Source organism: Paenibacillus lentus, from assembly GCF_003931855.1.
Lineage (GTDB): Bacteria > Bacillota > Bacilli > Paenibacillales > Paenibacillaceae > Fontibacillus > Fontibacillus lentus.
On the sequence record NZ_CP034248.1, the window covers coordinates 1682691 to 1705360 of the forward strand.

Here is a 22670-nt window from a genome sequence, read left to right on the forward strand (position 1 = left end):
ATACAGAGCATTCTTTGAGCCTCATGCAGCACTATCGTTACATCTAATCGTAGGAAAAGCTCACTACCCCACAGACGAAATTTTAACTATCCTATCCACACTAGGCTGCGGGGGAATACACAAATCGTACATAGAGTGTATCAATACCCCTTAAATATAGGCTTCGACAAGTAAGCTCCGGTGCCGAATCCAGAGGTACGGCCAACTTCCTGCTGGCCGCCCTGAGCCCTACAGTAAGCCTTACATCGATGGGAGGAACATCGCTTGTCCTACCCCAAATCCAATTTCGAATCCCATGTTAAACTAAAGCCCGTCTTTGGGCGGCTTGTCCACAGTAAGCATATTGAAGCAGAGAGCTGGAAGTCGTCGTATCTCTTGCGTAGAACGATGCTCTTTGTTGTCTTCACGCATGGGAGCTGAGCGGAATAGCTGCTAGGCAGAGGAATGCCGCATGAGATCAATCGGGCAAGCGAAGCGGTGACCTGATGAAAGCCAATGACATTGTTGTCACATTTGAAAAGGCGGGGAGCGAGGCTGGAGCATTGTTGCAGCATAAGCTCCGCCGGATTGCTTTTACCGATGAAGAGAGGGGAACGATACCAGGTGGCTTTTGAAAAAGAAACGTTGTTTTGGAACGAAAAATTCGGTAGCGACGATTATACCTTGACGCGGCTTCCTTACAGCAAAGCTCCAAGCTCCTTGGCGCCCAATATGACAAACGTAGGCGGTTCGCTTTCGGAGGAAGCGACACAGCGCGTCCTTCAAATGAGCAAGGGCGCTCCGCTGGCCATTTTTATGATTTTACTCGCTGGTGTTCAGTCGCTTTTGCATAAATATACAGGTGCTTCTGACATTCTGGTCGGTATGCCGATTGTGCGGAAAAAGGCGGAGACGCGCCGATCCGTTAATCATACGGTCATTTTGAAAAACTGGCTTTTGGCGGGTGCGACTTTTAAAACACTTTTGAGCGAGCTGAGGACTTCCCTACCGGAGGCGATTCAACATCAACATATTCCGTTCTTGAAAATGACGGAGAAGCTGGACCTGCAATATGCAGACGGGATACCCGTCGTCCATACGCTAGTATCCCTTAAGGAGCTGCATCTAGACGAAATCGGGCAAAACGTGGTCACGGATTGTTCTTTTGAATTCAGCTTAACCGACGGGACGATCCAGCTAGTGCTGTCATATAACGAGTACTTATATGACTCCGAGTTCATGACTCGGGTTATCGGCCACCTGAATCGCCTTCTGGCCGTGGGGCTTCACGAGTTGGAGCTGGACATCGCGCGGGTGGACATGCTGTCGAAGGATGAGAAATTTCAATTGCTGCAAAGCTTTAACGATACCGAGAAGGATTATCCCCGTGATCGGACGATTCATCAGCTCGTGGAAGAGCAGGTGAAGCGGGTGCCCGAAGCGACAGCGGTTGTCTTTGAGGGGCGGCGGCTTTCGTACGCGGAGCTGAATGAACGGGCGAATCGTCTGGCGCGGACGCTGCGATCGGTCGGCGTGCTGCCCAATCAGCTGGTAGGTTTGATGGCCAGGAGATCGCTGGAGACGGTCGTTGGCATTCTGGCGGTTCTGAAGGCTGGCGGAGCCTATGTGCCGATCGACCCGGAATACCCGGAAGAACGCATCCGCTACATTCTGGAGAACTCGAACGCGCAGCTGCTGCTGACTCAAAGAGAGCTACTGCAGCAGGTGCCGCTCGAAGGGACCGTGTTGGCACTGGATGACGAGCAGGCCTACAGCGACGATGGCTCGAACCTGGAGCCGGCCAGCGGTCCGAATGATCTGGCATATGTCATCTATACGTCAGGTACGACGGGCAAACCCAAAGGGGTCATGCTAGAGCATCGCGGTTTGGTTAGCTTGAAGCTGATGTTCGCGGACAGGCTGCACATTACGGAGCATGACCGGATCGTTCAATTCGCCAGTCTGTCGTTCGACGCGTCCTGCTGGGAAATGTTCAAAGCGCTCTATTTTGGCGCAGCTCTGTACATTCCGACAGCCGAGACGATTCTCGACAACCGCCTGTTCGAGAGTTATATGAACGAGCATGCGATTACGGCGGCGATTTTGCCTCCGACATATAGCGCTTATTTGAATCCGGACCGCCTTCCCAGCTTAACGAAGCTTGTAACGGGGGGCTCGGCGGTATCGGCCGAATTCGTGCAGCAGTGGAAATCGAAGGTTCGCTATTTCAATGCTTACGGCCCTACCGAAGCTTCGATTGTTACAACGCTTTGGGATGCGAATGAGGATCAGCCGGAGCACAGAGTTATTCCGATCGGGCGCCCGCTGGCCAATCATCAGATATTTATTTTGGATGCCAACCTGCAGCTTGTGCCTATAGGGGTGGAGGGCGAGTTGTGCGTGGCAGGTGTGGGGCTGGCGAGAGGTTACCTGAACCATCCTGAGCTGACAGCCGAGAAGTTCGTGGAACATCCGTTTACACCGGGAGAACGCCTGTACCGGACGGGGGATCTCGCCCGCTGGCTGCCGGACGGAAATATAGAGTATTTGGGTCGAATCGACCATCAGGTGAAGATCCGTGGATTTCGAATCGAGATCGGTGAGATTGAAGAGCAGCTTCTGAAAATGGACTCCGTGCAGGAGACGATCATAATCGCGCAGGAAGGCAAAAGCGGGCAAGAACTGTGCGCTTACCTGGTCGCGGACCGCCCGCTTACGCTCGGCGAGCTGAGAAGCGCGCTAGCGCAAAAATTGCCGAATTATATGATTCCGGCACATTTTGTTCAGCTTCCGCGGATGCCGCTTACGCCGAATGACAAAATCGATCGCAAGGCTTTGCCTGCACCGGAAGGAAACGCGTTGACCGGCGGCGAGTACGTAGCTCCCCGCAATGAAGTCGAGCAGACGCTTGCCGATGTGTGGCAGGCGGTTTTGAACGCTGATCGCGTTGGGGTGACGGATCACTTCTTCGAGCTGGGAGGAGACTCGATTAAATCCATTCAAGTATCTTCGCGGCTTCATCAAGCAGGCTATAAGCTGGAAATCCGCGATTTGTTTAAATATCCGACGATCTCACAGCTCAGCCTGCATGTGAAACCGATTGGACGTACCATCGATCAAGGCGAAGTAACGGGTGAAACGGCGCTTACGCCAATTCAGCATTGGTTTTTCGAGAGCTCCTTTGCAGCCCCGCATCATTTCAACCAGTCAGTGATGCTGTACCGGAAGGAAGGCTTTGACGAAGAGACGGTACGTCAGGTGCTGCAAAAGCTGGTTGAGCATCATGACGCCTTGCGGATGGTATTCCGCAAGATGGAACAAGGGTTTAGCGCACGGACCCGGGCGATTGAGGAAGGCGAGTTGTTCACGCTGGACGTGTTTGACTTTAAGGATGCAGAGGATACTGCGCAGGCTGTGGAAGCGAAGGCAACAGATATTCAAGCCGACATTGATCTAGAGAACGGCCCCCTTGTAAAGGCGGGACTGTTCCGGTGCGCGGACGGTGATCATTTGTTGCTCGCGGTTCATCATGCTGTGGTGGACGGCGTGTCTTGGCGCATTTTAATGGAGGACTTTGCACTGGGTTACGAGCAGGTCGGCAATAGCGAGGAAATTCATTTTCCAGCGAAAACGGATGCTTACCGCACTTGGTCCGAGCAGCTGGTCGCTTATGCACAAAGCCCGGAAATGGCCAAGGAACGTGCTTATTGGCAGGGCGTGGAACAAATTGCGGTTCCGGACTTGCCGAAGGATCTGGAGGCCGACGTTACGACGCAGCAGGATAGCGAATCGCTGTTCGTCCGTTTGACTCCCGAAGAAACGGAGCAGCTGCTGAAGCGGGTTCATCGGGCCTACAACACGGAAATGAACGATATTTTGGTAACGGCGCTTGGCATAGCTGTTCGCAAGTGGACGGGACACGAACGGGTGCGGATCAATCTCGAAGGACACGGACGGGAAGTGATCGGAACGGATATTGACATCACACGCACAGTCGGTTGGTTTACGACCAAGTTTCCGGTCGTTCTGGAGCCGGAAATCGAGCGGGATTTGGCCCATCAGATTAAACAGGTCAAGGAAAATTTGCGCCGCATTCCGAACAAAGGACTTGGGTACGGCGTATGCCGCTATCTATCCAAATTGGAGGATGGCTTTGTTTGGGGCGCAGAGCCGGAAATTAATTTTAACTACCTCGGCCAATTCGATGATGATGTCAACCAGGACGAGATCGGCATATCTTCTTATTCCAGCGGCAGCCCGGCCAGTGAACGTCAGGCCCGCAGCTTTTTGCTGGATATCAACGGCATGGTGCTGGACGGCGCTTTATCGCTCGATCTCAGCTACAGCCGGAAGCAGTATCGCAAGGAAACGATGGAAGCCTTCGCCGAGCAGCTTGAGCAAAGCCTCCGGGAGCTCATTATCCACTGCGCAGGCAAAGAAAACACCGAATTGACACCGAGCGACGTGCAATTTAAAGGCTTGACCATTGCAGAATTGGAACAAATCATCCAGCGCTCGGGCCATCTCGGGGAAATCGAAAATATTTACTCGCTTACGCCAATGCAGAAGGGCATGTGGTTCCACGTCGCGCTTGATGGGCAAACGGCCGCTTATTTCGAGCAGACGCGGTTTACAATGCGGGGAGCACTCGACGTCCAGCTTTTTGAGAGGAGTTGGATGGAGCTTGCGAAACGACATCTGGTGCTGCGGGCGAATTTTGTGAAAGGACCGACGGGCGAGCCGCTGCAAATCATATATCGCGACAAGTCGGTTGGCTTTGAATATGAGGAGCTGCTTCATTTGCAGTCGGACGAGAAACAAGCGTACTTAGATAAAAAGGCCGAGGATGACAAGCTTCGCGGCTTCGACATGGAACATGACGCGCTCGTTCGGTTTACGATCCTGCGCACCGAAGAGCAAAGCTATCATGTGCTGTGGAGTTTCCAGCATATTTTGATGGACGGCTGGTGCCTAGCGCAGCTGACGCAGGAGCTGTTTGAGACGTACTCGGCTTATGTATCCGGCAAGCAGCCAGTGAGAGATAAGAGAGCGGATTATGGTGCTTATATCGAATGGCTGGAAAAACAGGACGATCAGGCGGCATCCAATTATTGGACGGATTTCCTGGCAGGTTATGAAGGGCAAACCGTACTCCCGGGACAAAAGGAATCGGCGCCGAACGGCAGATTTACAGCTGATCACGTCACCGCGGAGCTGGGTAAAGACTTGAGTGAGCGGCTGGACCGGGTGGCGAAACAGCGCCTGGTTACGGTCAATACGCTGCTGCAAGCCGTTTGGGGCGTGATGCTGCAAAAATATAACGGAACAAACGATGCCGTATTCGGCAGCGTCGTGGCTGGAAGACCGGCGGAAATCCCGGGCATTGAGTCCATGATTGGGCTGTTCATCAATACGGTGCCGGTCCGCGTCACGAGCGAAGCGGACACGGTGTTCGCCGACCTGATGGCGAAGCTCCAAGAGCGAGCGCTGGAGTCCGGAAGTTATGATTACTACCCGCTGTATGAAATTCAAGCTCGCAGCGTGCAAAAACAGAACCTGGTCAACCATATCATCGCTTTTGAGAACTATCCGGTGGACGAGCAGATGGAGCAGGCGGGCGACCAGCAGCATGGCGACCTGACGATCGCTGACGTACATATGGAGGAGCAGACGAACTATAACTTCAACGTGACCGTGGTGCCGGGAGCCGAGATCGAAATTCGGTTCGACTTTAATGCCGAAGTGTTCGATAAAGACAGCATCGAGCGGCTCAAGGGGCATTTCGTCCATCTGCTGGAGCAGGTGACGGATAACCCGGAAATTACCGTGGGCGAGCTGGAACTTGTGACGGAGGCGGAAAAGGCCGACCTTCTCGGACGTTTTAACGACACCACCACGGAATTTCCACGCGGGAAGACGCTCATTCAACTGTTCGAAGAGCAGGTGGAGCGCATCCCGGATGCAGCCGCTATTTCCTTGAATGAACAAGAGCTGACCTACCGCGAGCTGAACGAACGCGTCAATCGCCTTGCCCGTACCTTACGTAGCCACGGGATATCCAAAGGCCGTCTGGTCGCCATTATGGCTGAGCGTTCCATCGAAATGGTGGTGGGCATGCTGGCGGCACACAAAGCCGGAGCGGCTTATGTACCGATTGACCCGGAATATCCCGAGGAGCGTATCCGTTTCTTGATCGAGGATTCGGGGGCACAGGTCATGCTGACGCAAATCCGCTTGCGCGAGCGCTTGGCGGGTTTGGACTCCGTGATCTTACTGGATGACGAGTCCTTCTATCATGAGGACGGCACAAATCTAAATCCGGTCATCGAAGCGACAGATCTGGCTTGCGTCATTTATACATCAGGCACGACGGGCAAGCCGAAAGGCAATCTTGTTTCGCACCGCAACATTATAAGGGTCGTTCAAAGTACGAATTATATCGACATCACCGAGCGGGATCATCTCCTCCAGCTTTCAACCTATTCGTTCGACGGAGCGATTTTCGATATTTTCGGCGCTTTGACCAACGGAGCGCGATTAGTGCTGGTTCCCCGCGAGACTTTGCTGGAAATCGGCCGGCTGGCGGCTCTCATTCAGCGCGAGCGCATCTCGGTCATGTTTATTACGACGGCTTTCTTCAACGTCCTTGTAGATGTGAACGTCGACTGCTTGCGGGATGTCCGGGCGATTTTGTTCGGAGGAGAGCGCGTGTCGGTTGGCCATGTGCGTAAAGCACTCGCCCATATCGGACCAGGCAGGCTCAACCATGTTTACGGCCCAACGGAAAGTACGGTTTATACCACGTATCTTCCGGTCGATTTCGTCGATGAGTCGGCGGTAACCGTACCCATCGGGCGACCGATTAGCAATACGACGGTGTATATCGTCGACAATCGGAACAAGCTTCTACCCATCGGCGTGGTTGGGGAGCTATGTGTCGGTGGAGAAGGATTGGTACGGGGCTACAATAACCGGTCGGAGCTGACGGCGGAGAAATTTGTGGACAATCCGTTTGTGCCGGGAGAGCACATGTATCGGACGGGAGACTTGGCGAAGTGGTTGCCGGACGGAACGATCGAATATGTAGGACGGACGGATGATCAAGTGAAAATCCGCGGCTTCCGTATCGAGCTGGGCGAGATCGAAGCTCAGCTTCAGAAAGTGGAGGGAATTCGAAAAACAACGGTATTCGCGAGGGAAAACGCCTCTGGCGAGAAGCAGCTTTGCGCCTATTATGAAGCGGAATTTGAGCTTTCGGCGGCCGAGCTGAAGAGTATGCTTTCACGGGAACTGCCAGCCTATATGATCCCGGCGTACCTGATCCAGTTGGCGCAACTTCCGTTAACAACGAATGGCAAAGTCGACCGACGCTCTCTCCCGGCGCCGGAAGAAAGCTTGCAAGGCGAAGGAAGTACTCCGCCTCGGACTCCGCTGGAAGCCCGCTTGGCCGGAATTTGGAAAAGCGTGCTCGGATTAGAGCACATCGGTGTTCATGACAATTTCATCGACCTGGGTGGTCATTCTCTGCGGGCGACGACATTGGTGAGCAAGGTGCACCAGGAGCTGAACGTCGAGCTGTCTCTGCGCGACGTATTCCGCTATTCGACGCTCGAAGAGATGGCGCTAGCTATCTCTCGGATTGGAGAGCAGTCGTTTTCGTCGATTCCGCTGGCAGGCGCAAGAGCATATTATCCGCTTTCCTCAGCTCAGAAGCGGCTGTTTATCCTGAATCAGCTGGAAGGGGCCGATCTGAGCTATAACATGCCGGGCGTACTGATGCTGGAAGGAACGATTGACCGGAGCCTGCTGGAGAAGGCTTTCCGCGGACTGATCGCACGACACGAAACACTGCGAACTGGCTTTGAGATCGTACAAGGCGAAGCTGTACAGCGCATTTACGAGAGCGTTGACTTTGCCGTTCAGTACTGTGATGCGAGCGAGGAAGAAGCGCCCGAAGTCGTGCAGGCCTTTATCCGGCCTTTTGACTTAGCGAAGCCTCCGCTGCTACGAGCGGAGCTGGTAGAGCTGGCAGCCGAACGTTATTTGTTGATGTTCGACATGCATCATATCGTCTCCGACGGGGTTTCTATGGACGTGTTCGTCGAGGAACTCGTTCGTCTGTACGGCGGCGAGTCATTAGAACCTTTGCGCATTCAATATAAGGACTATGCGGTATGGCAGCAGTCGGACGAGCAAAAAGCGCAGTTGAAACGCGAGGAAGCTTACTGGCTGGACCGTTACCGGGGGGAACTGCCGGTTCTGGAAATGCCGACGGACTATCCGCGTCCGGCCGTGCAGAGCTTTGAGGGACAAACGCTGACGTCCTTCGTGGACGAGGTAACAAGCGAAGGCTTGAAGCAATTAGCCGCTCAAAGAGGAGCGACGCTGTATATGGTGCTGCTAGCGGCATATACCGTGCTTTTGCATAAATTTACGGGCCAGGACGATTTGATTGTTGGAACGTCGATTGCCGGACGAACGCACGGAGACACGCAGCCTTTGATCGGAATGTTCGTCAATACGCTGGCGATCCGCAATTATCCGGCTTCGGAGAAGACCTTCACGTCATATTTGGAAGAAGTGAAAGAAACGACCTTAGGCGCTTACGAGCATCAGAATTATCCGTTCGAAGAGCTCGTTGATAAAGTGCAGATCAACCGGGATTTGAGCCGCAACCCGTTATTTGACACGATGTTCTCCCTGCAAAACCTGGAGGAGACAGCGTTTGAACTGGAAGGGCTGAAATTATCCAACTACCCTAGCGAATACGGCATGGCAAAATTCGACCTAAGTGTGGATGTTACGGAAGAAAACGGCGGCCTGGAGTGCAGCTTTGAATTCGCAACAGCTCTTTATAAAGAAAGCACGATCCGGCGGCTGGCGACTCATTTCGGACATTTGCTTGCGGCGATCGTAAGCCGTCCGGATGCGAAGATCGCCGAGCTGAACTTGCTGACGGCAGAGGAAAAGGAGCGAATTCTTGGCGAGTTTAACCCGGTGCAGCCGGAAGCAGCTCCTGCAGCCGCGTTCCATCGGCTGTTTGAGGAACAGGTGGAGCGAACGCCGGAAGCGGAGGCCGTCGTGTACGAGAACGACCGGCTGACGTATGCAGAGCTGAATGAGCGGGCGAACTGCTTGGCGGCCACGCTGCGCGCAAGCGGCATCGGCCGGGAGACGATCATCGGCATTCTCGCCGAGCGTTCGGTGGACTTGCTGGTGGCCGTGCTGGCCGTCTGGAAAGCGGGCGGGGCCTATGTGCCGCTTGACCCGGATTACCCAGCGGACCGCGTGCGGTTCATGCTTGAAGACAGCGGAGCGAAGCTGCTGCTGACGCAAACGGCGCTGCGAGAGCGCGCTGAAGCCTGGCTCGGCGAGGAGGAGCTGGCGCTGGCGGCGGTGCTGTACCTCGACGACGAAGCATCGTACAGCGACGAGCGGGGAAATGTACCGATGGGCGCTGGAATGGTTTCGGGCTTTGTCTCCGAGATGGTCTCCGGCAAGCTGACGGGTACTGTGGACGACAGCGATGAGAGCTATCAGAATGTCGTTGGCATGGACAGCTTCCATGAAGCCCGTCCGGAGGATTTGGCATACGTGATCTATACGTCGGGAACGACAGGCAAGCCGAAGGGCGTGATGATCGAGCACCGCAGTCTGGTGAGCACGGCGGCGGGTTACCGCCGGGAATATCGGTTGGATCAGTTCCCGGTGCGGCTACTGCAGCTCGCAAGCTTCTCGTTCGACGTGTTCGTGGGAGATATTGCACGGACGCTGTACAACGGAGGCACAATGGTGATTGTGCCGAAGGACGATCGGATCGATCCGTCTCGTCTGTACTACTGGATCGAGCGGGAGCGGATTACCATTTTTGAATCGACGCCAGCACTCATCGTGCCGTTTATGGAATACGTGCACGAGCAGGGGCTGGATATGAGCTGGATGGAGCTGTTGATCACGAGCTCGGACAGCTGCAGCGTGGCGGATTACCGAACCTTGCAGGAACGCTTTGGCTCATCGTTCCGCATCATCAACGCCTACGGCGTGACGGAAGCGGCGATTGACTCCAGTTTCTACGATGAGGAGCTGACGAAGCTGCCGCAGACAGGCAATGTGCCGATCGGCAAAGCGTGGCTGAATGCGAAATTCTACATCGTGGATGCGCACCTGAACCCGGTGCCGGTAGGTGTGCTGGGCGAGCTGGTCATCGGCGGAGTCGGAGTGGCGCGCGGGTACTTGAACCGTCCGGAGCTGACGGAAGAGAAGTTCGTAGACAGTCCGTTCGCCGCGGGCGAGCGGCTGTACCGCACGGGAGACCTGGCGCGGTGGATGGAGGACGGCAACGTGGATTTTATCGGCCGGATCGACAACCAGGCGAAAATCCGGGGCTATCGGATTGAGATGGGTGAGATCGAGTCGCAGCTGCTACGGGTGGAAGGCGTGCGCGAAGCGGTGGTGCTAGTTCGAAGTGACGCGAACGGTCAGAAGGTGCTGTGCGCGTATTACACGCTGGATACCGGAGCGGAGCTGGCAGTGAACGATTTGCGAAGCGCGCTGGCGCAGGAGCTGCCAGGATATATGATCCCTTCGTACTTTGTTGAGCTGGAGCGTCTGCCTCTGACGCCGAACGGAAAGATTGACCGGAAGGCGCTGCCGGCGCCGGAAGGGGAAGCGGGAAGCGGAACGGAGTATGTCGCACCGCGCAATGAGCTGGAGATGAAGTTGACGTCGATTTGGCAGGAGGTGCTGGGGCTTGCGAAGGAGATTGGCGTTCACGACAACTTCTTCGACATCGGCGGTCACTCCCTGCGGGCGACGGCGCTGATTAGTAAGATTCATAAGGAGCTGAACGTGGATCTGCCGCTTCGCGATGTGTTCCGCCATTCCACCATCGAGAGCATGGCTGCCGCCATTTCCCGGCTGGATGAGCAGACATTTGTTGCTATTCCAGTGGCAGATGAACGAGAGGTGTACCCGCAATCTTTTGCTCAAAAACGTCTCTTTATCCTAAATCAACTGGAAGGCGCAGAGCTTAGCTACAATATGCCGGAAGCGATGCTGCTGGAGGGTGCTTTGGACCGGGCAAGGTTCGAAGAAGTGTTACGTCAGCTCGTGGCGCGGCATGAAACACTGCGCACCGGATTTGAAATGGTGGATGGCGAAGCATCGCAGCGGATTTACCAGGATGTAAATTTCGCCGTGGAGTTCTATCAAGTGGATGAGCAAGAGGCCCAAGAGACGGTTCGCCGTTTCGTACGTCCGTTTGACCTGGCGAAGCCTCCGCTACTGAGGGTAGGCCTTGTCGAGCTGGCTCCGGAACGCCATATTCTAATGTACGACATGCACCATATTATTTCCGATGGCGTCTCGATGGAAATCTTTGTTGAAGAATTCGTTCGCTTGTACGGCGGCGAGCAATTGGAGCCTTTACGTATTCAGTACAAAGACTACACTGTTTGGCAGCATTCGCAGGAGCAGAAGCAACGGCTTCAGCGTCAGGAGGTGTACTGGCTGGACATGTTCCAAGGCGAGCTTCCGGTGCTGGAAATGCCGACCGATTATCCGCGTCCGGCTGTGCAGAGCTATGAAGGGCACACGCTGGAGTTTTTCTTCGAGGCTTCGAAAACTGAGCGCCTAAAGCAGTTGGCCTCGGAAACGGGTACAACGCTGTTTATGGTGCTGCTGGCGGCATATAACGTGCTATTGCATAAATACTCAGGTCAGGAGGATGTGATCGTCGGTACGCCGATTGCCGGAAGGAATCATGGAGATGTGCAGCCGTTGATCGGGATTTTCTTAAACACGTTGGCGATCCGCAGTTATCCGGCTTCGGAGAAGACGTTCCTGTCATACCTGAACGAAGTCAAAGAAACGACCCTCCACGCTTTCGAGCATCAAAACTATCCGTTCGAAGAATTGGTGGATAAGGTGCAAGTCACCCGTGATTTAAGCCGCAATCCGCTCTTCGACACGCTGTTTACGATGCAGAATACGGAGAACGAGGAGTTTGAGCTGGAAGGGCTTCACCTGACTCCTTATCCGAGCGCACTGGATACCGCGAAGTTTGATATCAGCTTGGATGTGGGCGAGGAGAATGGAGGCTTGGATTACAGCTTCGAATATGCGACGGCTCTCTACAAAAGGGAGACGATCGAACGGCTGGCGAAACATTACGAGCAACTGCTCGAAACGATCGTAAGCCGTCCGAATGCGAAGATCGCTGAGTTGAACTTGCTGACAGCAGAGGAAAAAGAGCAAATTCTCGGCGAGTTTAACCCGGTGCAGCCGGAAGCGGCTCCTGCAGCCGCGTTCCACCGACTGTTTGAGGAACAGGCGGAACGCACGCCGGAAGCGGAGGCCGTCGTGTACGAGAACGACCGGCTGACGTATGCGGAGCTGAACGCGCGGGCGAATCGCTTGGCGGCCACGCTGCGCGCAAACGGCATTGGCCGGGAGACGATCGTCGGCATTCTCGCCGAGCGTTCGGTAGACTTGCTGGTGGCCGTGCTGGCCGTCTGGAAAGCGGGCGGGGCCTATGTGCCGCTCGATCCGGATTATCCGGCGGACCGCGTGCGGTTCATGCTTGAAGACAGCGGAGCGAAGGTGCTGCTGACGCAAACGGCGCTGCGAGAGCGTGCCGAAGCATGGCTCGGCGAGGAGGAGCTGGCGCTGACATCGGTGCTGTATTTGGACGACGAAGCGTCGTACAGCGATGAGCGGGGAAATGCGCCGATGGGCTCTGGAATGGTTTCGAGCTTTGTCTCCGAGATGGTCGCCGGCAAGCTGACGGGTGCTGTGAATGGCGGCGATGAGAGCCATCACTATGTTGACATGGGCGACTTCGGTGGATTCCATGAAGCCCGTCCGGAGGATTTGGCATACGTGATCTATACGTCGGGAACGACAGGAAAGCCGAAAGGTGTAATGATCGAGCACCGCAGTCTGGTGAGCACGGCGGCGGGTTACCGCCGGGAATATCGGTTGGATCAGTTCCCGGTGCGGCTAATGCAGCTCGCAAGCTTCTCGTTCGACGTGTTTGTGGGCGATATTGCACGGACGCTGTACAACGGAGGCACAATGGTGATTGTGCCGAAGGACGATCGGATCGATCCGTCTCGTCTGTACGACTGGATAGAGCGGGAGCGGGTTACCATTTTTGAATCGACGCCAGCACTCATCGTGCCGTTTATGGAATACGTGCACGAGCAGGGGCTGGATATGAGCTGGATGGAGCTGTTGATCACGAGCTCGGACAGCTGCAGCGTGGCGGATTACCGAACCTTGCAGGAACGCTTCGGCTCGTTGTTCCGGATCATCAACGCCTACGGCGTGACGGAAGCGGCGATCGACTCCAGCTTCTATGACGAGCCGCTGATAAAGCTGCCGCAGGCAGGCCATGTGCCGATCGGCAAAGCGTGGCTGAATGCGAAGTTCTACATCGTGGATGCGTACCTGAACCCGGTGCCGGTAGGTGTGCTGGGCGAGCTGGTCATCGGCGGAGTTGGAGTGGCGCGCGGGTACTTGAACCGTCCGGAGCTGACGGAAGTGAAGTTCGTAGACAGTCCGTTCGCCGCGGGCGAGCGGCTGTACCGCACGGGAGACCTGGCGCGGTGGATGGAGGACGGCAACGTGGACTTCATCGGCCGGATCGACAACCAGGCGAAAATCCGGGGCTACCGGATTGAGATGGGTGAGATCGAGTCGCAGCTGCTACGGGTGGAAGGCGTGCGCGAAGCGGTGGTGCTAGTTCGAAGTGACGCGAACGGTCAGAAGGTGCTGTGCGCGTATTACACGCTGGATACCGGAGCGGAGCTGGCGGTAAACGAATTGCGCAGCTTGTTGGCGCAGGAGCTGCCGGGCTACATGATCCCGTCGTACTTTGTGGAGCTGGAGCGTCTGCCTCTGACGCCGAACGGAAAGATTGACCGGAAGGCGCTGCCGGCGCCGGAAGGGGAAGCGGGAAGCGGAACGGAGTATGTCGCACCGCGCAATGAGCTGGAAGCGAAGCTGGCGGCGATTTGGCAGGAGGTGCTGGGGCTTGCGAAGGAGATTGGCGTTCACGATAACTTCTTCGACATCGGCGGTCACTCCCTGCGGGCGACGGCGCTGGCGGGTAAGGTATTTAAGGAATTAAACGTCAACCTGCCGCTGCGCGACGTATTCCGTCACTCGACGATTGCGGCAATGGCCGAGGCGATCGCCCGGATGGAACGGCGGGAGCATGAGGCCATTCCTCAAGCGGAGGAGAGGGAGTACTACCCTCTGTCTTCTGCACAGAAACGACTGTTCATTCAGCATACGCTGGATGGAGCCGATCAACTTTACAACATGCCAGAGCTGGTGCAGGTGGAAGGTGAGTTTGATTTAGACCGTTTGGAAGCCGCCTTGCGGCAATTGATCACACGGCATGAATCGCTGCGCACCGGTTTTGAAATCGTGAAGGGCGAAGCGGTTCAGCGGATTTACCCGCAGGTCGATTTTGCTATCGAGCATCATCAAGCGGATAAAGAGGATGTGGCTCAAATCGAGCAGATCGTCCGCAGCTTCGTTCGTCCGTTTGATCTCGGCCAGCCGCCGCTGCTGCGCGCCGGGGTCATCGAGCTGGAGCCGAACCTGCATATTCTCCTTTTCGACATGCACCATATCGTGTCCGACGGCGTATCGATGGCGATTGTGATCGATGAGTTATCGAGTTTCTACGCTGGGGAAGAACTGCCGCCACTGCGTATTCAATACAAGGATTATGCCGTTTGGCAGCAGTCGGAGGCCCACCGAGAGCGGATCGGGCGGCAGGAAACGTACTGGCTGCAAACCTTCGAAGGCGAACTGCCGAAGGGGGACTTGCCGCTGGATTATGAACGGTCTGCGGTTCGCAGCTACGAAGGCGCGCATCTGGAGTTCGACGTCGAGGCTTCTCTCTCTGCGCGGCTGCGCGAATTGGCGGCCGAGCGTGAAAGCACGCTGTTCATGGTGCTGCTTGCGGCTTATACCGTACTGCTGTCCAAGTACAGCGGGCAGGAGGACTTGGTCGTGGGCACCCCGGTGGCGGGAAGAACGAACGCCGATTTGGAACCGGTTATCGGGATGTTTGTCAATACGTTGGCGATTCGTAATCGTCCGTCGGGCGACAAAACGTTCTTGTCCTACCTGGAAGAAGTGAAGGAAACGGCTTTGAATGCTTTCGAGAATCAGGATTATCCATTCGAGGAGCTCGTGGAGCGTTTGAATGTGAAGCGGGAGCCGGGTCGCTTCCCGCTGTTCGACGCCGTCTTCGACTTGCAAAATATCGAAGAACGAGACATCGAGCTGGAAGGGGTCAGCCTGAAGAATTATGAGCTTGACCAATTGGAGGAAGCGAAGTTCGATCTGACCCTGTTTATGTATGAAAACAACGGGGCGCTGAGTGGGGGCTTCTTCTACGCCGCGAAGCTATTTAAAGAAGCGATGATCCGCACCTTGACTGAGGATTACCTGAGGGTGTTGTCTCAAATTGCGGTAAATCCACAAATCGAGCTAAGGCGGATTGAATGCCATAAACCGGCGGCAGGCGCAAAGAGTGCCGTCGATACGATCGAATTCGCGTTTTAATCTTTAAGCGTAAGCACGTCTCCGCCGTCAAGTGAAAGCGGCGTACATTCCGGCGTATATCTTGGCGCACACTGGGGCACATTCCGGCGCACTCATTCCGGGGCACATTCTCAGGGAAGACGGCGAATAACGTCCAAACCCGTAAACGCGCAGGGCGAAAGCAAACTTTTTCCGACCTGCGCCGGGCATGTGGCTACTTCATTTTTAGGGAGGTACGAATGAAATATTTGTTTGAAAAGGAAGAGCGGTACTGGAGCAGCAAGTTTGACGCCGATGACAGCCTGAGCTTCCTTCCCTACAGTTATTCCTCCAAATTATCCGAGGGCGGGGAAGCTGCGGCTGATCCGGGCTTGGTACAACGTACCCTGCCGAACGAACTATCGGAGAGAATCATTCGTCTTGCTGGCGGTTCGGATTTGGCTCTGTACATGATTGTTTTGGCAGGAGTAAAAAGCCTGCTGTTCAAATATACTGGGCGAGGCCATGTGCTGATTGGCATGCCTTCATATAGCGCAGACCAGAGTGGGACTCCGCCACCGCATGACATCTTGGTGATCAAGACGCCCGTAAGCCATCAGACGACGCTGAAGACGCTGCTTGGGGGCATCAAAGCCTCCATCGGCGAGGCGCTGGAGCATCAACACCTGCCTTTTCGGAAAATGCTGGAGAAGCTTCATCTGGACTATACGGGGGATGGCCACCCGGTCGTCAATACCGTCGCATCCTTCGCCCAGATTCATCCGGGACCGTTGGGCAGCCAGGTGGCAGCCGATACCGTTTTCTGCTTCGATCGTAAAGACCAGTCCATCGAGTTGGAAGTAAGCTTTGACAGGCAGCGGTACGAGCGGGCATTTGTGGAACAGGCTGCCGACCATCTTGTTCGGCTACTGTCTGTGTTATTATTTCAGCCGGATCTGGAGCTCGGACAAGCCGCTATGCTGTCTTCAGACGAGAGGGAGACGCTGCTGAAGCGGTTTAATGACACCGAAACTGAGTTCGAGCGGGGAAAAACGATTCACGGCCTGTTCGAAGAGCAGGCGGAGCTTTACCCGGACAAGGTGGCCGCCGTCATGAACGAGCGGCAGTTGACCTACCGTGAGCTGAACGAACGGTCTAACCGCCTTGCGCGGAAGCTGCGGGAGGCAGGAGTCGAAGCAGACCAGCTGGTAGCGATTCTGGCTGAACGCTCGCTCGATATGGTCGTCGGCATTTTGGCGATTCTCAAAGCGGGCGGAGCGTACGTTCCTGTCGATCCCGAGTACCCGGAGGAGCGCATCCGCTTCATGATTGAGGATTCGGGTGCACCGTTATTGCTGATTCAAAAGCATCTGCACGAGAAGACCGACTTCGCTGGAATACGCCTTGAATTGGACGCTTTCGTGTGGGGAGACAGAGACAGTGATACGAACTCCGACGATACGTTGAACGCTTCGAATCTGGAGCCGATCTCCGGGCCGAGGAACTTAGCTTACGTTATTTACACGTCGGGAACGACCGGTAGACCGAAAGGAACGCTGATCGAGCATAAGAACGTCGTGCGCCTCTTGTTCAATGACAAGAACCTGTTTGACTTCGGACCGTCCGACACGTGGACGCTGTTCCACTCGTTCTGCTTCGATTTCTCCGTCTGGGAAATGTACGGAGCGCTGCTCAATGGAGGCAAGCTGGTCATCGTACCGCCGCTTACGGCGAAGAACCCGGCCGATTTTCTGACGCTGCTGGGCCGCGAGCAGGTCACGATTTTGAACCAGACGCCAACGTACTTCTACCAGCTGCTACGTAAGATTTTGGCGGAGCATCTGTACGATCTGCGGATTCGCAACATTATCTTTGGGGGCGAAGCCCTCAGTCCGTTGCTGCTCAAGGGCTTTAAGAAGAAGTACCCGGAGACGAAGCTGATCAATATGTATGGGATTACCGAAACGACGGTTCACGTTACCTATAAGGAAATTACATGGGGCGAAATCGAGGCGGCGAAGAGCAATATCGGTAAGCCGATCCCGACGCTAAGTGTGTACATCCTTGATGAAAAACGCTGCCTTGTGCCGATCGGTGTAGCAGGGGAAATGTACGTGGCCGGGGAAGGGCTGGCGAGAGGATACCTGAACCGTCCGGAGCTGACGGCGGAGAAGTTCGTCGATTCCCCGTTTGCGGAGGGGCAAAAGCTGTACCGCTCGGGCGACTTGGCGGCTTGGCTGCCGGATGGCACCATCGAATACCTGGGGCGGATCGACCATCAGGTCAAAATCCGCGGCTACCGGATCGAAATCGGGGAGATCGAGGAGCAGCTGCTGAGAATTGCCGGCGTGCAAGAAGCCAAGGTGCTCGACCGCGACGACGCGAACGGCCAAAAGCAGCTTGTCGCTTACTTCGTCGCGGAAACGAGGCTGGTGGCGCATGAACTTAAGGAGGAGCTCGCCAAGCAGCTTCCGGGATATATGATTCCTTCGTACCTCGTTCAGCTTTCGCAAATGCCGCTGACTCCGAACGGGAAAATCGACCGCAAAGCGCTGCCCGCACTAGAGGAATCCGCGGTCTTAGGAGAGGAATATGTCGCGCCGAGAACGCTGCTCGAAATGAAAATCGCCCGCGTCTGGCAGGATACGCTTGGCGTTCCTCAGGTCGGCGTAAAGGATAACTTTTTTGAGTTAGGTGGCAATTCGTTAAGCCTGATGAGACTTGTTCAAGCCATTTACGATGAAACGGGCATCGAGATCCCGCTGAACCGCCAATTCCACAATGTAACCGTTGAAGCCATGGCTTTCGGCGAGGGGGGTCTCGGCCTGGATAGAGGAGGAGACTCCTTCATTAAGCTGAATAAAGCCGGAGACATGAATGTGTTCTGTTTCCCTCCGGGCAGTGGCTTCGGCATTGGTTACCGCGAACTTGCAAGCAGGCTCGACGGTCAGTTCGTGCTCTACGGCATTGATTTTATCGACGATGCCACCGATTACGAGGCCATGCTGAACCGTTATGTGGATGAGATTGTCCGTATCCAGCCGGAAGGACCTTACGTGCTGCTCGGTTACTGCTTCGGAGGCAATCTGACGTTCGAGGTAGCCAAATTAATGGAGAAAAGAGGATACCTCGTGACGGACGTTCTTATGGTGGACTCATGGATTAAAAACACGCTGACGCCTTCCGAAACATCGGAAAAGGAGCTTCGAGAAATGCTTGCCGATTTCGACGAAGAGGAGAAGGAATTAATGAGCAACCCGCTCGTGCGGGAGCGGGTGCATCGGAAGGTCAAAGCGACCTTGGCATACGAAGCGCAGCTTATTAATTCCGGTACGATCTCGGCCCGGATTTACGAACTGATTGCGAAGGACAGCGAAGCGTTCCGCCGGGAGCATCAATTGCCGTCCTGGCGGGGGGCAACGACGCAGGCTTACGCCGATTACCGGCTGGAGGGCGCACACGAGGAATTGCTGGAACTTACGCGTGTGGAAGAAACGGCAGTCGTTATCCGGGACATCTTAGCGCAAGCCAAGCGGCAGATCGAAGCGGAGGCCGGGGTACTGCATGGAAGCTGACCGCCAGCCGTCTATTCAAGTAGAAGTCACAGCAGCGCCCTCCAAACGGCAAACCGCTTACGCTACCTGGAAAGCGCTCCGCTGGCTGATGTCCTTTGTAGGCCCTCACAAAGGCTGGATGATCGTTGGTACGTTGTCCGCAATTGCTGCCGCTGTTATTGAGATATGGACGGGAAGTTTGATCGAGCAGTTGACCACCCAGGCCGAGAAGGGGGCGGGGCCAGTCGTTCTGCAAATCGTGTACACCGTCTTTGTGGTCATCTTGATCGGTGTTCCGGCGAAGTTTTTTATGAGCTTTGGTGTGGAGCGAAGCAGCGCGTCTGCGGTACAGGATATCCGCAACCGTGTTATGCGGCATATCGGCAAGCTCCCGGTCTCCTATTTTGAAAAGCAGCACTCCGGCGACGTATTGTCGCGGATCAACAACGATTTGCAGCTCATTCAGCAGTTTATGATTCGGGACCTGGCCCAGTGGTTTTATCATCCGCTGTTGTTCATCGGTTGTTTTGCTTATTTAATCTACCTTCAATGGGAACTGATGCTGTACAGCCTGCTGCTATTTCCCTTAGCACTACTTGTTTCCCAATGGATTGGTAAGCAGCTCGAGCGGTTGACAGAGGAAGCCCAGGCGAATATGGGACGAATGAACGTCAATCTCCAGGATACGCTTGGGGGGATGCCTATTGTAAAAAGTTACCTGCTATCCGATATGTTATCTCGCTCCTACCAGGCACTGCTGCAAGTAACGGCTCAGAAAAAACTGGCTGTAAAAAAGCGGGAAGCCTGGGTCAATCCGCTGCTGTCCACGCTGATGATCAGCCCGATCATTTTCGCCGTCAGTTACGGAAGCTATTTGATCTTCAAAGGGCAGTTAGGCGCGGGAGAGCTGGTTGCCTTCCTGTACTTGCTGAATCTGTGTCTGGAGCCGCTAGAGCATATTCCCGAGCTCATCACGCGGACGTTCGAAATGACCGGTGCCCTGAGAAGAGTTTTCGAAATCGTTGAGCAGCCGACCGAAACGAAAAATGGCCGTTTGCTTCCGAAATCGAGTGCCGCTCCCATCGAGTTTCAGAACGTCACCTTCGGGTATGAGGAGGGCTCCCCGATTCTGCGGAATGTTAGCTTCTCGGTACCGGAAGGGAAGACGATTGCGCTTGTTGGAGCGAGCGGCGGAGGGAAGAGCACGGTGTTCAAGCTTGTATGCGGCTTTTATCCGCTTCCGAAGGACCAGGGTGAGATCCGCGTGTTCGGCAGCCTGATCCACGGCGCTGATCCGGAGCAGCTTCAGTCGCATTTTTCCGTGGTAACCCAGGATTCATATTTGTTTAGCGGCACGATCGCCGAAAATATCGGCTACGGGCGGGAAGAAGCGTCGATGGACGAGATTATCGAAGCTGCCAAAGCTGCTCAGGCGCATTCCTTCATTATGCAGCTTCTCGGCGGCTACCAGACGTATGTCGGAGAGCGCGGAGGCTTTTTGTCCGGCGGGCAGCGCCAGCGCATTGCAATGGCCCGGGCTTTTCTGAAGGATGCTCCCATTCTGCTGCTGGACGAGCCAACGTCGGCTCTTGATCCGGAGTCGGAAAGCGCGGTTCAGGAAGCGCTGGGCGTATTGATGAAGCAGAGAACGACGATGGTTATTGCTCATCGGCTTTCTACGGTACAAAACGCTGACGAAATTTGGGTTATGGAGCAGGGGAATATTGTGGAAAAGGGCACTCATGAACAATTGCTGGAGATGAAGGGATTGTACGCCCAGTCGTACTACCAGGAATTTACCGAGTCTGCCGAGCGCAGGGAGGTGGAGTACACATGAAAAAGGGCGGATGGCTCTCGCAAGTAAAAGAACTCGGCTACTTGCTGACGTTTATGAACCGCAAGCGTAAAACCCAGTACGCCATTGGCCTGGCCGTAACGGCGCTCACCCAAACCTTGTTCCTGATCGCCTTCAGCTTGGTCGTACATAACTTGGTAGATTTCGCCGTGTCCCGAGATACGTCTCTGATGGTGGGAGCCTTTATTATTTTGGGCGTGGCCCTGTTTCTGGAAAATGTGATTTCTCCCTGGTTCATTTACTTATACCAGCGAAGTGTCGAGCTGACCGTGCTGAATATCCGCGAACGCCTTTATGACAAGCTGTGCCGGGTGCGGCCGAGATTCCTGGAGCAGACGCACCATGGGGACTTGCTGTCACGGGTGAACAACGATGTAACGACCGTTGAGTTTACATTCTCGCAGGTTTACTTCGTTTTGCTGCTTCAAGTTGTCTTTTGCATCGGCTCCATTGCCTCCATGGTGTTGATCGATTGGCGGTTTGCCGGGGTATCCATCGTTATTCTGCTGCTGTCCTCCGTGGTCAGCCTGAAATTTGCGCGGGATATTCGCGTCTTGTCCGAACAAGGCTTGCAAACACTCGGTAAAATGACCCAAAAGTTCAAAGATTTTATGGGCGGTATTCAAATTGTGAAGCTGTTCCGCATTCGCACAATTTACGGCCAATACGAGGCGCTGAACGAACAAATGACGCAGACGCTTCGGCAAACCGCGCAGAAGAACGGCATGCAGGCTGCGGTAAACCATTTTATCAGCTACGTCACGTTCTGCGGCATTATCGTCATCGGCAGTCTACTTTATGCTTACGGATTGATGGGAATGGGAAGCGTCGCCGCCCTGGCGGTTCTGCAAGTGAATCTGACGCACGCCTTGTTGAACTTAGGCATGGTTCTGTCGATGACCCAAAATTCGCTCGCGGGCGCTCACCGGGTTCAAGAGGTACTAAGAGAGGAAGAGGAACCGGAGCGATTGGGATCTCCTCACAGCGAGCTCGTGTCGGAGGCTGCGGTGGAGTTTCGCGATGTGGAATTTTCCTATCAGGGGGATAAAAAGGTGCTTGTCGGTATGTCCTTGCAGGTTTTTCCCGGCCAGGTCGCCGCGATCGTGGGGGCCAGCGGCAGCGGCAAAAGTACGCTGATCAAGCTGCTGCTCGGCTTTTATCCTGTGGATAGCGGAGAAATCCTGGTCCAAGGCAAACCGTTCGGCCATTATACGCTGGACGAAATCCGCAGGCAGATTGCATACGTTCCGCAGGAGCCATTCTTGTTTACCGGCACGATTGAGGAAAACATTCGTTACGGCAGCCCGGATGCAACGGATGAAGAAGTGATCGAAGCGGCCAAAGCGGCGTACGCTCACCCTTTCATTCAGGAATTTCCGGAACAGTATAAAACGCCGGTGGGAGAGAGAGGAGCGTCATTGTCGGGCGGACAAAGGCAGCGAATTGCGATCGCCCGGGCGATTCTCAAAAACGCCCCGATTTTGCTGCTGGACGAAGCGACTTCCGCGCTGGACAACGAATCCCAGCATTGGGTACAGCAGGCCCTGAACGAATTGATGAAGGGTCGCACCACCATCCTAATCGCCCACCGTCTCAGCACCGTGGAACATGCGGATTTGATTACCGTCATGAACCAAGGGACGGTCGTCGAGCGGGGCCGCCATCAGGACCTGCTGGCGCGCGGGGGGTATTACGCCCGGCTTTACGGCTAGACCCGCTTTGCGGCGGGCAGTTTCCTG

Annotated in this window: 5 protein-coding genes; all 5 read left to right on the forward strand. The window is 55.1% G+C overall.

What is annotated here, in order from left to right; translation table 11 throughout:
* The first annotated feature begins 485 nt into the window (after positions 1 to 485).
* Positions 486 to 614, forward strand: a complete 129-nt coding sequence (locus tag EIM92_RS24470; RefSeq protein ID WP_281279665.1) for a hypothetical protein — start codon at positions 486 to 488, stop codon at positions 612 to 614.
* Positions 604 to 15564 carry a non-ribosomal peptide synthetase gene (locus EIM92_RS07585; RefSeq protein WP_246021232.1) on the forward strand — a complete coding sequence of 4987 codons (14961 nt, stop codon included), beginning with the start codon at positions 604 to 606 and terminating at the stop codon, positions 15562 to 15564. Before EIM92_RS24470 ends, EIM92_RS07585 begins: the two co-directional genes overlap by 11 nt.
* A 218-nt stretch (positions 15565 to 15782) precedes the next feature.
* A complete protein-coding gene (locus EIM92_RS07590; RefSeq protein ID WP_125082144.1) occupies positions 15783 to 19097 on the forward strand; it encodes a non-ribosomal peptide synthetase in 3315 nt (1104 codons plus the stop codon).
* The gene (locus tag EIM92_RS07595) at positions 19087 to 20913 is read left to right on the forward strand and encodes an ABC transporter ATP-binding protein (protein ID WP_125082145.1); all 1827 of its coding nucleotides are present in this window, start codon (positions 19087 to 19089) and stop codon (positions 20911 to 20913) included. Before EIM92_RS07590 ends, EIM92_RS07595 begins: the two co-directional genes overlap by 11 nt.
* Positions 20910 to 22643: an ABC transporter ATP-binding protein gene (locus tag EIM92_RS07600; protein ID WP_125082146.1), complete on the forward strand. Its 1734-nt coding sequence runs from the start codon at positions 20910 to 20912 to the stop codon at positions 22641 to 22643. The genes EIM92_RS07595 and EIM92_RS07600 overlap by 4 nt, the downstream gene beginning before the upstream one ends.
* Positions 22644 to 22670 lie beyond the last annotated feature (27 nt).